13 protein-coding genes are annotated in these 12,524 nt (G+C 61.6%); 2 read left to right on the plus strand and 11 right to left on the minus strand.

Annotated features, from left to right (window positions below; all coding sequences use genetic code 11):
• Positions 1–62: 62 nt before the first annotated feature.
• On the minus strand, positions 63–338 hold the full coding sequence (locus J3489_RS34115; protein WP_207005228.1) for a hypothetical protein: 276 nt from the start codon (positions 336–338) through the stop codon (positions 63–65).
• A 44-nt stretch (positions 339–382) separates the two neighbouring features.
• Here J3489_RS34115 and J3489_RS34120 point away from each other — a divergent pair, with 44 nt between their 5' ends.
• Positions 383–964 (plus strand): TetR/AcrR family transcriptional regulator, encoded by a 582-nt coding sequence (locus J3489_RS34120; RefSeq protein WP_207005229.1) that lies wholly within the window; start codon positions 383–385, stop codon positions 962–964.
• Positions 965–1,087: 123 nt separating this feature from the next.
• Here J3489_RS34120 and J3489_RS34125 read toward each other — a convergent pair whose 3' ends face one another.
• The 7 genes from J3489_RS34125 to J3489_RS34155 form a co-directional block, all read right to left on the minus strand.
• Positions 1,088–1,900, minus strand: a complete 813-nt coding sequence (locus J3489_RS34125) for an alpha/beta fold hydrolase (protein ID WP_207005230.1) — start codon at positions 1,898–1,900, stop codon at positions 1,088–1,090.
• 32 nt (positions 1,901–1,932) lie between these two features.
• Positions 1,933–2,475, minus strand: coding sequence for a 2,4'-dihydroxyacetophenone dioxygenase family protein (locus tag J3489_RS34130; RefSeq protein ID WP_207005231.1), 543 nt, complete (start codon positions 2,473–2,475; stop codon positions 1,933–1,935).
• 206 nt (positions 2,476–2,681) lie between these two features.
• A complete protein-coding gene (locus J3489_RS34135; RefSeq protein ID WP_207005232.1) occupies positions 2,682–3,644 on the minus strand; it encodes a D-2-hydroxyacid dehydrogenase family protein in 963 nt (320 codons plus the stop codon).
• 576 nt (positions 3,645–4,220) lie between these two features.
• Complete coding sequence (locus J3489_RS34140; RefSeq protein WP_207005233.1) at positions 4,221–5,486, minus strand: LVIVD repeat-containing protein; 1,266 nt, start codon at positions 5,484–5,486, stop codon at positions 4,221–4,223.
• An 80-nt stretch (positions 5,487–5,566) separates the two neighbouring features.
• Positions 5,567–6,673 (minus strand): substrate-binding domain-containing protein, encoded by a 1,107-nt coding sequence (locus tag J3489_RS34145; protein WP_207005234.1) that lies wholly within the window; start codon positions 6,671–6,673, stop codon positions 5,567–5,569.
• 44 nt (positions 6,674–6,717) lie between these two features.
• Positions 6,718–7,824 carry an ABC transporter permease gene (locus J3489_RS34150; protein ID WP_242540538.1) on the minus strand — a complete coding sequence of 369 codons (1,107 nt, stop codon included), beginning with the start codon at positions 7,822–7,824 and terminating at the stop codon, positions 6,718–6,720.
• Between the two features lie 9 nt (positions 7,825–7,833).
• Positions 7,834–9,393: a sugar ABC transporter ATP-binding protein gene (locus J3489_RS34155; RefSeq protein WP_207005235.1), complete on the minus strand. Its 1,560-nt coding sequence runs from the start codon at positions 9,391–9,393 to the stop codon at positions 7,834–7,836.
• A 202-nt stretch (positions 9,394–9,595) separates the two neighbouring features.
• On the opposite strand from J3489_RS34155, the gene J3489_RS34160 reads away from it, so the two are divergent.
• Positions 9,596–10,480 carry a helix-turn-helix domain-containing protein gene (locus J3489_RS34160; RefSeq protein WP_207005236.1) on the plus strand — a complete coding sequence of 295 codons (885 nt, stop codon included), beginning with the start codon at positions 9,596–9,598 and terminating at the stop codon, positions 10,478–10,480.
• A gap of 111 nt (positions 10,481–10,591) precedes the next feature.
• On the opposite strand, the gene J3489_RS34165 is transcribed toward J3489_RS34160, so the two are convergent.
• The 3 genes from J3489_RS34165 to J3489_RS34175 all read right to left on the minus strand — a co-directional run.
• A complete protein-coding gene (locus J3489_RS34165) occupies positions 10,592–11,461 on the minus strand; it encodes an alpha/beta fold hydrolase (RefSeq protein WP_207005237.1) in 870 nt (289 codons plus the stop codon).
• A 13-nt stretch (positions 11,462–11,474) separates the two neighbouring features.
• Positions 11,475–11,804 (minus strand): DUF4148 domain-containing protein, encoded by a 330-nt coding sequence (locus tag J3489_RS34170; RefSeq protein ID WP_207005238.1) that lies wholly within the window; start codon positions 11,802–11,804, stop codon positions 11,475–11,477.
• A 227-nt stretch (positions 11,805–12,031) separates the two neighbouring features.
• A partial coding sequence (locus J3489_RS34175) for a substrate binding domain-containing protein (protein ID WP_207005239.1) occupies positions 12,032–12,524 on the minus strand: 493 nt, incomplete at its 5' end.

Genomic DNA, 12,524 nt, shown 5'->3' on the forward strand with positions numbered 1-12,524 from the left:
ATGTCTTAGTCTTGTCGCAGCGGCTGTCCAAAAGCGCGTATCGGCCGCATTCTTCTCGAAGATTAACCGGGGGTCACGAAGCCCGCTATGTACCGGGAGGAATAACAATCATTGCGCGACGGAATGAGGTTTGATTCGAAAGCCTGCTTGGCGACAAGGAAGAGATCCTCCTGCGGGTATTCGAGCGCTGCGCCGATAGCTGCGATGCCGATGCACGCACGGTGCTCAGTTAACGCGATAGTCCATGAAATATTTTCGGGCAGATCGCCGCGGAATATTAAGCGCTTCACCTTCGCATGTCGTGCTAACAAAAGGCGCTGGTTGTGCATCTTTGTCATAGGTGTAAAATATCGGCGGAATTCATGTACGGTGGGAGAGACTCATGGCAGGTGTCCGACAATTCGATGAAGACAGCGCGTTCGAGCAGGCCCTGGAGGTATTCAGGGCTAAAGGTTACCGCGCGACCTCGATGCTGGATCTGGCGAAATCGACGGGTGTGCAACGCGGATCGCTGTATAACGCGTATGGCGACAAGGAAGAGATCTTCTCGCGGGTATTCGAGCGCTACGCCGACCGCTTCGTTGCCGACGCACGCGTGGCACTCAACAAGGCCGGCTTGCGGGAAGCACTGGTCGAATTCTTCGTGTTCGCAATTCGTTCGATCACACAAGGCTCGCCTGCGCGCGGCTGCCTTTCGACTAAGATCGCCGTCGAGATCGCCTCGGAGTCGCCGCGCCAGCAGGAACTGGTGAAGAAGATGCTCGACGAACTCGAGGATGTCCTGGTCGGTGTTCTCCAATCCCCCGAGGCGCGCGCCCAACTCGTCATTCCGCCGCGTCAGGCTGCACGCATCATCGTGACGATGACGCGTGGAATCGCCGTGATGGAACGCGTGTACAGCGACCCGAAGCGTCTCAGGCAAACGGCGTCGGCGCTTATCGATACGATGGTCCGACCCGGGTGACCATAAGGACGTTCGTTCAGACTCGCCGCAATTAATCGGTTCGGTAGGGAGGCGACTGGGCGCAGCAATCAGGACGGGGGAGATGTCGCGGATCGACGTTGCCTGGTTGCCGCGCCTGGCGCGCTACACAAAGAACTCGATCAAGGCGCGCGCCACGGCTTTGGCGTCGTTCTCCATCGGTATGTGACCCGCCGCGGGGATGCGAATGAGCGAGGAATTCGGAATCTCCTTGACGAAACGCTCCGCGTGCTGGACCAGCTGGAAGCTGTCGTCTTCTCCCCAAACAAGCAGCTTGGGGATCGCGGACGCACGCAGGGCCGGGACGAGATCCATCGTGTAATGGCTGTATGCGGCACCCGCAAGGGCGAGCCACGAGCGTGCCACCCGCGGATCGGTCCACGGCTCCAGATATTCGGCGATTTCCGCTTCGGTCGCGGGACGGGCCAACGCTGTGACGACCGATTTCCTGCGCGCCGCCAAAATATCCTCGGTCGTAGTGGCAGCCGCAACGTCCGGATCACGAAAGCGCGCGACGCCGGGAACGGGCCACGAATCGAACATGACGGCGTTGATCAGCGCGAGGCGGCTCACCTCGATCTTGCCGTCGACCAGGAAACGCTGGGCGATACCGCCGCCAATATCGTGGCCGGCGACGCCCACTGGACCCGTGATGTCCAGTGCGCGCAGGAACTGCGCCGCCCAGTCGGCGAGCGCCGGAATCGAGGCGTCGGCCACCGCAAGCTCGCCGCCGGAACGGCCGAAGCCGGGCAGGTCCACGGCGATGGGGCGCAGGCCCGCGGCTGCGAGATCGTCGATGACGGGTTGCCACACACGGCTCCAGTATGTGCCATGGAGCATCAGCACGACAGGGCCTTGTTCGCCGGCCGTGAGGTAGCTGGCCGACGTGCCTGCTACGTCTACAGTCTTTCTTTGCATGGATTCAAGTTCTCTGAATAGGTCAACACGATTCAGCGGATAAATTGCTTGACGTAATCGGCGCCGAGACCGATCGCCTCATAGTGTTTGCGTGCCGCTTCAATCTTGGTGAACACGTCCTCGTAGCCGACGGCGACTCCCTCCGGATCGACATAGGTGTAGCCGCCCGTCACGTGAAACCACGTGATCATCTCCTCGACGTCGTCGGGCACATAAAGCGTGTGGGTCTCGCCAGCCGGTTCGTGGGCATAAGATCCCTGTTCGGCGATCCAGTCATGTTCCAGGTAGTACCAGCGTCCTTTCAGAACCATCGCATGCACTGGACCCGTGTGACGATGCCGCGAGAGCACGCCGGACTGACGCACGCGAAGCAAGTTGATGTAGTAACCCTGACTCGCGCTGAGAAGCAGAGGTTTGAACGACACCGATTGCGTCATCGGCACCCACAGGTTGTCGTCCTCGAGCCATTTGTCCAGCACGCCGGCATGCACGATGTCGGCAGACATGTCCGGCGGCTGAGGATGCTGATACGGAACCGCCTTCTCATCAGGTGTTCTTTTGCTAGCCTTGATCATTTCAAAATCCTAATTAACAGGTGACAATCGACGCCGTTGCATCACGTGTCGCACAAGATCACGGATCCCGGTTCTCGTCGAAACCAGTAACGACACTATAGTAATGTTTGACATCGATGACAAGAATAAAATACGGGCTTGGATACTGTCCGATAGGTTCGACCGTCAGGCTTCCCGGACGAGTAGGGGCCGCGCCGGCATTTCGGCTAGTTCTTCGTTGCGTAACCGTCTTCGTCCAGCCAGCGAACGATGTTTTGCACCGTGTCGCCGTAGAACGTACGGTACAGCTCTCTCGACACATAGCCGATATGGGGTGTGGCGAGCACATTGGGCAGTTCGCGCAGCGGGTGCGGGTTTTCGAGCGGTTCGACGTCGTAGACGTCCAGCGCGGCGCCGGCAATTCGCTCTGTCCTGAGCGCTTCGAGGAGCGCGGCCCCGTCGACTATCGGACCACGAGAGGTATTGATCAGGCGGCTCGTCGGCTTCATCTTCGCGAACTCGGCGGCGCCTACCAGATGATGGGTGCGAGGACTGAGGCGGACGTGAATGGACAGGAAATCCGACTTTGAGAACAACTCATCTTTCGTGACGGACTGAACGCCGTGCGCCGCGGCGGCTTCTGGCGTGAGGTTCTGGCTCCAGGCGACGACGTTCATTCCGAAAGCTTTTCCAATCGCGCCGACCGCCGATCCGACGCGCCCAAGCCCCAGCAGCCCCAGTGTCTTGCCCGCCAGCTCGTCGCCAAGTGAGACCTGCCATCCGCCCGTGCGCAACGACTGATTCTCCAGCGGGATGCTACGGGCCATCGAGAGGATGAGCGCCCACGTAAACTCGATCGTCGGGGTCGACGCATAGCCTGTATGGCGAACGGCGATGCCAAGGGCTTCGGCGGCGGCTTCGTCGATGGACGCATTAGCAGTGCCTGTCGAAGCGATGAGCTTGAGGTTCGGGAGCTTCTCGAGGATTGCGCGCGGCAACGGCGTACGCTCGCGCATCACGCATACGACGTCGAATGGCTTCAACCGGTCGATCACGGCATCGGCGTCGGCCACGTTATCGTTGAACACACTGATGTTCGCGCGCCCGTTCAGCGGCGACCAGTCCGCCATGCTCAGCGATACGTTTTGATAGTCGTCGAGAATAGCTACGTTGAGGACGGCGTTCTTCATGCTTTCACTCCTGGATTGGATAGGGGGTTATTTAGTCAAACGGCGTAGCCGCGGGCCGGGCACGTGTTCGCGCTGCGTTGAACATCTGCTCGCTTCCGGCCTACACCGAGATGAAGCCTCGCATCATCTTGATCTTTGACAGTGATGACTATGATGATACCTTGAAGCGCCTAGACGTGGCGTCACGTCGATGCGGAAGAAAGAAGTCGCTCAACAAGCGAGTCCGGGATCGATTCGGCCTTTCCCATCAACGGCTCCGGCGGTTTCGCTCCCCTGGGGCCTGCGGGCTGGTGACGACGGGCGGGAAGGTATTCCGGAGGGGAATTTCTATTATTCGTCAAACCGCTGACCGCAACTCAGCGACGGCTTTCGCATTGCTCGCGAGCGGACAACGCGAGTCGCCCGTTGAGCTGCGCGCCGGCAAAAGGCTATCGATCCAGCAATGCGTAACGCCAGCCGCCGCGCGAGATGCATGGCCGCCGGCTTGCTGCAAATGTGTCTTCAACGCTTGCCTGAGATGAGTTGACAGAGATGGCCGATTCACATCACGAAGGAATCCGCATTCATGGTGATGCGTCAGCACAAGCCGTCGAATTCGAGGATATAAAGGCCGCCGTTGTAGTCGGTCGAATAGATCAGTCCGCTCGCATCGACGAACACGTCGCACGACTGGACCACCTTCGACCGGTTGGGCCGATGATCCATCAGCCGTTTGGGCTCGGGCGGAACAAAGGCGCCGACCTCGACGGGCCGAAACGCATCGCGGATGTCGAAGACACGCACGCCGGCATTCTGATAAGTCGCGAAGATCAAATCCGAGCTGACGAAGCTTCCAGGGCGGTTCTCGTGGAGATTGTGTGGGCCGAAGTGGCCGGGCTTATTCCGAAAGTCGGATTCGCCGGGACTCGGGAACGTGGCAATGCTCACCGGGTTCGACGGTTCGCGGACATCGAACATCCAGATGAACTTCTCGCCGTCCTCCTGATGGTCCAGCACGGCCTCGTCTAGCACGACAAGCAGATGGCGATCGGGCAAAGGGAGGCAGTTGTGCGTCCCGCCGCCGAACGGCGGCGACCAGTTCCGATGGGCCAGCAGTCTGGGCTCGGTGCGATCCGCTACGTCGAGCATGACGAGCCCGGCATCGCGCCATGCGCAATATGCGATATCGCCATGCACGACCGGATGATGCAAGCCGTAGCGGCGGGACGCGTCCCACGACAGCGTTTCGCCGCCTGCCACGTTCATCCCGGGCAGCCAGAATCGGCCCGCTTCGCGTGGGCGGGTCGGGTCCGACATATCGATGGAAATGAACACGTAATCGGAGAAGCCGTCGATCAGCGCCGAGGCATAGGCCCACCGCCCGCCGACATACCAGAGCCGATGAACGCCGCCGCCTTCGATCGGCATGAAGCCGATCTCCCGAGGGCTAGCGCCTTCGGAAATATCGTAGACAGCCAGGCCCGCGCGCCAGTTTCTCGACCCGCTCGGCGCTTGCGCCGTCCCGACTTTCCTGCCCAAGGCGCCTTGATAGTATTCGCGCTCGTCCTGGAACTCCGATGCGGCAAACATATCCTTGGCGTTGATCACAAGCAGCAGATCATCGTGGGTTTGCAGGTGGATATTCCAGGTATTGGGCGGCGCCGGCATGTAGGCGACGGCCTTTGGGCTTTGCGGGTCACGAACATCGACGACGCTGAAACCTTTCGAGAACATATGACCGATGTAGGCGTATCCCTTGTGAACCATCAGTTGCACGCCGTCCGCGCGGCCATCCTGGTCGCTGTACCCGACGAAACGCATGTTGCGCGCGAAGTCGGGTTTCACGTTCGATGAATGTGTCATGGCTTTCTTCCGTGTTTCATGGATAGGCTTTCGTTGAGCGTCGTTCGAATAACCAAATTAAATTCAGTAGATTCGCACTACTACTTGGTAATCCAGATATGCCGATAGATATCGCGGTAGTTGTTGTCCGGGTCGTAGACGTTTTGCTTTCCGCCGTCGAACGCGATGTTGGAGCCGGTGACGAGATGCACGGGCGCCGCATAGCCGCTTGCCGGAGCGCCGGCAAATGCGCGGTTCAGCTCGTCGACAGCTTGCCACCCCTGCTGCGATACTGGCTCGGCGACGGTCGCGGCCTGATAGTCGTGGTTGCGAATGCGCTGGAATGCGGATTCGCTGCCGTTGCCGGCCGAGACGCCGAGGAGCGGTCCCGTGCCCTTGTAGCCGGCTTGCTGCAGCGCAGGAGACATGAAGTCGAACGGCATGTCGTTGATGGTCAGCGCCCATGTCCACTTTGCGCCATAGCGCTGCAGCAGCGTCGCCGAAAGCTGCGGGATGCGCGCCGCGGTATCCGAGAGCGGCGTGTCTTCGACCCTCAGCAACTGGCAACCTGAGCACTGCTTGACCAGCGCGGCCATGGCATTGGCCTTGGCCGTGGCGATTTCGTAGGTGGAGTCCGTGAAGATGATCACGCCCGCCTTACCGTTCGACGTGGCGATGACATACATGACCGCGGCCTTTGCAACATCGAGCGGATCGGTGGCCAGGTTGGTGACGATGCCGTATTGCGGCGCCGGGCCCGGCTTCGACAGCGAGTGCCAGCCCACGACCTTGATGCCGCGCGAAGCGGCCTGCTGGATCAGCACCGCCTGCTCCTTCGCATCGACGCTGCCCAGCACGATGCCATCCGGCTTGAGCGCAATCGCTTGGTTCAACGCGGCGGAGCGCCCCGAGATCGAGCCCTGCCCATCGATCAACCGGTAGTTCCAGCCGATCGCTTTCGCCGCCTGCTCTACGGCTTCGGCGACCCCGCGCGGTCCGCTGTCCCGCTGGTCTGCCGACACGAATACGATGGTCTTGTTGTGCTGAGCGGCCGGTCCCGTCGTGGGCCCGTTCCAAGGTTGGCTGGATTTCATGACGTCGGCCGTGTACGCCTTCGCCTGCGCGACGATGTCGTCGGCCGCGTAGGTGTTGGCGGACGTAGCGGCCAGAAAAATGGCCGCCGCGGAAGATGCGAGTACTCGTTTCATGACGTCTCCAGTGTGTTTTTGAGTGAAGGTATGGCTTGCCACCATCAGGAATTCGACGTTTTGGACGGCGAGTTCTCCTCGGGCGTTTGTGTGGCGGTGTGTGCGCCGGCGTTGGCCGTTGCAGGCGCTCTGCGACGCGGGCTGCGGCGGCGCCGCTGCGTATATCCGGCGATCCCGATCGCGATCAGCAGCGTGGCGCCGTTGAAGAGCGGCTCGACGTAGAAGTCGCCGCCCATCTGCTGAATGCCCGCAATGCCTACGGCAAGGATCGATACGCCAAAGATCGTTCCCCACACGTTGACGCGGCCAGGCTTGATGGTCGTCGAGCCGAGAAATGCGCCTACGAGAGCGGGCAGCAGATAGTCGAGACCGACGCTCGCCTGACCGATCCGCAGCTTGGCGGCCAGCACCACGCCGGCGAACGCGGTGAGCAGGCCCGAGCTGACGAACGCGAGCATCACGTAGCGTCGAGTCGGAATGCCGTTGAGCGCAGCGGCGCGCGGGTTCGCGCCGATAGCGTAGAAGTAGCGGCCGATCGGCAGATAGTCCGCAGCGACCCACAGCACGACGGCGAGCACGACCACGTAGGTGGCGGCAATCGGCAGCCCGAAGAGCGACGTCGAGAAGAGGGACGTGAACGCGTCCGGCAGCGAACCGATGACCTGCCTGCCACCCGTATGCCACATGGCAAGCGCATACAGCACCGTGCCGGTGCCGAGCGTCGCGATGAACGAATCGATCTGCGCGACCTCCACGAGCAGGCCGTTGACGAGCCCCAACAGCGCTCCGAGCGTCAGCACGATGAGCACGGCAGCCCACCAGTCGAGCCCATAGGTGGTTTGCAGGCTGATTGCGAGGATGTGCCACATCACGATCCCATAGCCCACCGTCAGATCGATGCGGCCGGTTGCCATCGGAATCATCGCGGCAAGCGCAAGCATGGCGATGATCGATTTGTCGCCGATGATGGAGCGTGCATTGAGCAGGGTCGGGAACGTGTCCGGCAACACCACCGAAAACACGGCGATCAGCACGAACGTGAGAATCGGCAGCCCGAAAACGGGCAACAGCCGCAGCACCCGGGAAAACGGTGGCAAGGCCGCCAGTTCGCGGCGCGTCGGCTCGAGAGCGTTGGATTTGAGCGATTGCATGATGGGGTTTCAAGCGTTCAGGGAGTGGACGGCGGACGGCGCGATGCCGTAGTCGAGCGATGCGCTATGAAGCAGCTCGGAAACGCTCAACTGCTCGAGCGGCATTTCGCGGGCAATCGCGCCGTTGCGAAATACGAGCGCCCGGTGGCATATCTGCGCGGTTTCCTCGAAGTCCGATGAGATCAGTATCACGGCCATGCCCGTGCGCACCGCTTCGCCAAGCAACGTGTAGATCTCCGCCTTCGCACCGATATCGACGCCGGCGGTCGGGTCCTCCAGCACGAGGACATGGGCACCGATGCGCAACCATCGCGCGATCACGACCTTTTGCTGATTTCCGCCCGAGAGCGTTTCGATGAGCGCATTCGGATCGTTCGGCTTGAGGGCGACGCGGCGGCCCAGGTCCAACGCTTCGTCGGCCTCGCTCGCCGCCGAACGCAGCGCGAACAGCTTGCGTCCTGTCGCCTTCGGATTCAGAAAGAGGTTCTCGCGAACGTTGAGGCCCGGCCCCACGGACTCGCCATAGCGGTCGCCCGCGACAAGGCATAGGCCGTTGCGCAACGCGGCCCCGGGTGTCGAAAGGTCGACGCTCCGGCCATTGAGCAGGACCGTGCCCGATAGAATGCGCTCGGCACCGAAGAGCGCCTTGCCCACGTTGTCGTGGCCCGCGCCGCGCAGCCCGACGAGACCCAGGATCTCGCCGCGCCGTACGTCGAAGTTCAACGGGCCGGCCTCTTCCGTGCAAAGGCGGCGAACCGACAGCGCCACGGGCGCCGCCGCGGTGCTGGACGGACGAACGAACACGGAATCGGGCTCGCGGCCGACGATCTGACGAATCAGCTGGGCGGGCTCGGTGGCGGACGTCTTCTGATCGGCCACGCGCCGGCCATCGCGCAGTACCACGATCCGGTCCGACAGCGCAAAGACTTCATCGAGACGATGCGACACGTAGATCATCGCGACGCCCTGCTCACGGAGCTTGCGCAGCACTTGGTGCAGTCTCTGCACTTCGCTCTCCGGCAGGCTCGCCGTCGGCTCGTCGAGCACGAGCAGGTCGGCACGGCTCGACAGGCCGCGCGCAATCGCGACTAGCGATCGTTCGGCCCTCGATAGCGTCGATACGCGCTGGTCGGGGTCGATATCGCCGCCTACCAGCGCAAGCGCTGCTTGCGCCCTTTTGCGTACTTCGCGCCACGCGATCAGGCCGCGCTTCCTGCAAAACGTTGTGGCGAGCGCGATGTTCTCCGCGACCGTCATCCAGTCGACGAGCCCCAGGTCTTGGTGGACGAAGGCGAGCCGGCCGTGCAAATCCCGTGCATCGACTGGTTCGCCGCGGAAGAGCAAGCGTCCGCCGGACGGCGGATGAACGCCGGCCAGTATCTTGATCAACGTCGACTTTCCTGCGCCGTTCTCACCCAGGAGCGCCACGATTTCTCCCGGGCTGACATCGAAACTGACGTCCTGAAGCGCCGGTACACCATTGAATCGCTTGCTGATCCCTTGCACCGCGAGAATGGGCGCGGGTGGCGAGAAGCCGCCGGCCCTTTCTTCCGAATGGGTTGCTTCCATGTCTCACTCCATGTAGGCCGGTTGGCCGAATTCAGTGTTTGCTGTAGTGTTTTTTTGTTTTTAGAATTATTGGACGGCGCACGAACGGTGACCAAACTAAAACCGGCCATCGCATCATCGAAATTCGGCCACCCGGCTGGACGGCCGAGACACATTGGAGAGAGACGCCATGAAAGGTGACAGTGCACGGGTTGACTGGGTGATGCCGGAAGACGACCGGGTCAATCCGTTCAAATGCACCGACGACTTCGCGGAATGTGTCGAAAAGGTCAAAACGGGCAACGCGGTGATCGGCTCGCGTGGCGACCCCAAGAACAAGATCCTTGGCATCGAGCAAGGCAGGGTGAAAGTCGAAGGGCCGCACGGCCAATGGGTGCTGGTCCCGGCGCATATGATCTTCATTCCGCACAGCAGGCCCTACCGCATCTATTCGAGCGCGGACGCCGTGGTCACCGTCGCACACCTGAGCGCGCAACATACTGTTTGGGAGCACGAAGGATGCTGGGCCGCCCCCATCAATGGGCTGGCCAAGGAAATGCTGGGCTACGCGTTGCGCTGGGACAGGGATCGTGCGGCGGACGATCCCGTCGCCGACGCGTACTTCAATGCGCTAGGGTTGCTTTGCAAAGAGTGGTTCCAGTGCTCGCGGATGATGTGGATTCCGTTCGGGGAGTCCGCCGAGCTCAAGCGGGCGATCGCCTATAGCCGGACGCGGCTCGATTCGGTGACGATCGAGCTCGCGGCGGAGGCAGCCGGCACCTCCGTGCGTACGCTGCGCCGATACTTTCAGGACGAGCTCGGCATGAGCTGGCGCCGCTTTCTCCGGGAACTGAGGATGACCCGCGCCATTGAACTGCTGACGCTCAAGCGGCTGTCTGTTACGCAGACCGCGCTTGATGTCGGGTTCAATAGTGTCGCGGCATTCACCCTGGCGTTTACGTCGTTTACCGGAAAGACGCCGAGTACCTATACGCGGGACTTTTTCAACAGCGCTACTGCGTTGGCGGGTAGCGAGTACGCGCCGGACGACGCCGGTGGCGAGCAGGAATTTACCGGCCAGATGTTGCGACATTCCACGGCCGCGTGATTGGTCATCTTTAGGTTGACTGCCAGCTCCGCAACGCCACCGAGCGTGAGAAGTCGCTTGCCGGGCAGGCGGCGAGCGATATCTTCTCGCGCGCGTCGGCGTCGAGCAGCATCAGCCTTTCCAATCTTTTAGAAAGTCGACCAAAAGTTGATTGACGACTTCCGGCTGCTCTTCATGCGGTAGATGGCCGGCACGCGGAATGGCTTGCGTGACGACGTCCCGGGCCATGCCTTTCCATACGCTCGCCATGTCGAACATCTTGCCGACCGCATAGAATTCCTCGCCCCACAGAGCGAGCGTCGGGGCCTGGATCAGCACGTACGCGTCGCTCTTGTCCTGCGCGACGTCGACCGGATTCGCGCGGTAATCTGCCATTGCGCCGCGCACGGCACCCGGCGCTTCATAGGCGCGAACGTAGGTCTCGAAGGCTTCTCCCGAAATCGCGTGCGGGTCGTAGCACCAGTCCGAGAATAAGTGTCGCAGCCATGCGCGCTCTTTGCCCGCGATCAGCGTCTCGGGCAGATCGGGGACTTGATGGAACAGAAAGAACCAGTACGCACGCGCAATCTGCGCGTTGATCGACTGCGCGACGATGCGCGTCGGCACGTTGTCCATGACGACGAGGCGATCGACCGCTTCCGGATGGTCCTTCGCAAAGCGCGTCGCCACACGTGCTCCGCGATCGTGGCTCACGAGCGCAACGCGGTCGATCGACAGTTCGCGCAAGAGCGCACGTAGATCGTTGGCCATCGTCCGCTTGTCGTAACCGTCTGCGGGTTTTTCCGTTTCGCCATAACCGCGCAAATCCGGTGCGATCACCCGGTAATGTTGCGCGAGCACGGGAATCTGGTGCCGCCAGGCGTAATGCGTTTCCGGAAAGCCGTGCAGCAGCACCACGGGTGCGCCCGCGCCCGCTTCAACATAGTGCTGGCGGATGCCGTTCGCGACAACGGTGTGGTGAGTGACCTGGAGGTTGTTCATGGCGTACTCCCCGTCATTGACCGAAATAGATCGAGCGTGCGTCCGTGGTCGCCGCCCAAACCGCCGTGCGACGGCCGGCTGCATTCGAGCCGGATGTCGACAGGCCGTAGCCGCTGTCGGCTACGCTGTTTGTCCGCGATGCGTGAAGGGCAGCGGCGCGCTGTTCGGCCGCGAGCAATTCGGACGGGTACGTAGCGTCGGATGTCGTGCCGCGGTAGCCGGCCTGTTGCAGTTCGACTAGTTCAGCCCGCGCCTGCGCGCGAGTCGGACCGGATTGGGCAAAGGCCGCGATAGGCAAGGCGGTTGTGACGGTGAGCAGTGAAGCAATGAGGATGCGTTTCATGACTGGTTCTCCCATAAGTGATCCGGTAGACGCCAACACCGTGGCAAACATCTATCGGTTGGGAATCAGTCTATTGAGCGGCCGCCGTGCAATTAAGCCGGTGACGAAGATAAAGATTTTTGATGGGGCTGCACGTAATCCGCCTGAAGGCGGGTCGTCCGGCGGTGGGGGGAAAGCGCCGCCGGCATGCATGCGAGACGAGCTGCCTCGCCCGGCGACGCAACGCTTCACGTCTGCGGAGTATCGGCGCGGGCGACTCGCTCGACGCGCTCGATGGCACTTTTCAAGGAAGGCGAGAGCGTCGAGCGCAGGTGTTCGAGCAGCGTCCGAACTTTGGCATCGAGGTAGCGACGCGACGGGTAGACGGCGAACACAGTGAACGGCTTTAGCCGATAGTGGGGCAGCACGCGCACCAGCTTTCCTTCGACGAGATCGTCGACGACCGTGTAGGTCGCGAGTGTGCCGATGCCCGCTCCAGCGAGTAAGGCGGTACGCAGCACATCGGGCACATTGATTTGCAGCGACGACTTGGGGATTTTCCAGATTCGAGCGTCATCTTCGCTTTCGAGGTGCCATTCGTCAGGGGGCGATACGGGCGATTCGAGCATGAGCAAAGCATGCACTCCCAGTTCGTCCCGCGTGAGCGGCGTGCCGTGGCGTTTCAGATAATCCGGCGAGGCCACCATCACCGTATACGCCGAGCCGAGCGGTTGCGCGACG

Origin of the sequence: Trinickia mobilis, assembly GCF_017315705.1 — a bacterium.
Classification (GTDB): domain Bacteria; phylum Pseudomonadota; class Gammaproteobacteria; order Burkholderiales; family Burkholderiaceae; genus Trinickia_A; species Trinickia_A mobilis.

Bases quoted from the DNA above. Each gene is read 5' to 3' on its own strand.
- J3489_RS34115 (WP_207005228.1), bottom strand. From the start codon at position 338: ATGACAAAGATGCACAACCAGCGCCTTTTGTTAGCACGACATGCGAAG.
- J3489_RS34120 (WP_207005229.1), top strand. From the start codon at position 383: ATGGCAGGTGTCCGACAATTCGATGAAGACAGCGCGTTCGAGCAGGCC.
- J3489_RS34125 (WP_207005230.1), bottom strand. From the start codon at position 1,900: ATGCAAAGAAAGACTGTAGACGTAGCAGGCACGTCGGCCAGCTACCTC.
- J3489_RS34130 (WP_207005231.1), bottom strand. From the start codon at position 2,475: ATGATCAAGGCTAGCAAAAGAACACCTGATGAGAAGGCGGTTCCGTAT.
- J3489_RS34135 (WP_207005232.1), bottom strand. From the start codon at position 3,644: ATGAAGAACGCCGTCCTCAACGTAGCTATTCTCGACGACTATCAAAAC.
- J3489_RS34140 (WP_207005233.1), bottom strand. From the start codon at position 5,486: ATGACACATTCATCGAACGTGAAACCCGACTTCGCGCGCAACATGCGT.
- J3489_RS34145 (WP_207005234.1), bottom strand. From the start codon at position 6,673: ATGAAACGAGTACTCGCATCTTCCGCGGCGGCCATTTTTCTGGCCGCT.
- J3489_RS34150 (WP_242540538.1), bottom strand. From the start codon at position 7,824: ATGCAATCGCTCAAATCCAACGCTCTCGAGCCGACGCGCCGCGAACTG.
- J3489_RS34155 (WP_207005235.1), bottom strand. From the start codon at position 9,393: ATGGAAGCAACCCATTCGGAAGAAAGGGCCGGCGGCTTCTCGCCACCC.
- J3489_RS34160 (WP_207005236.1), top strand. From the start codon at position 9,596: ATGCCGGAAGACGACCGGGTCAATCCGTTCAAATGCACCGACGACTTC.
- J3489_RS34165 (WP_207005237.1), bottom strand. From the start codon at position 11,461: ATGAACAACCTCCAGGTCACTCACCACACCGTTGTCGCGAACGGCATC.
- J3489_RS34170 (WP_207005238.1), bottom strand. From the start codon at position 11,804: ATGAAACGCATCCTCATTGCTTCACTGCTCACCGTCACAACCGCCTTG.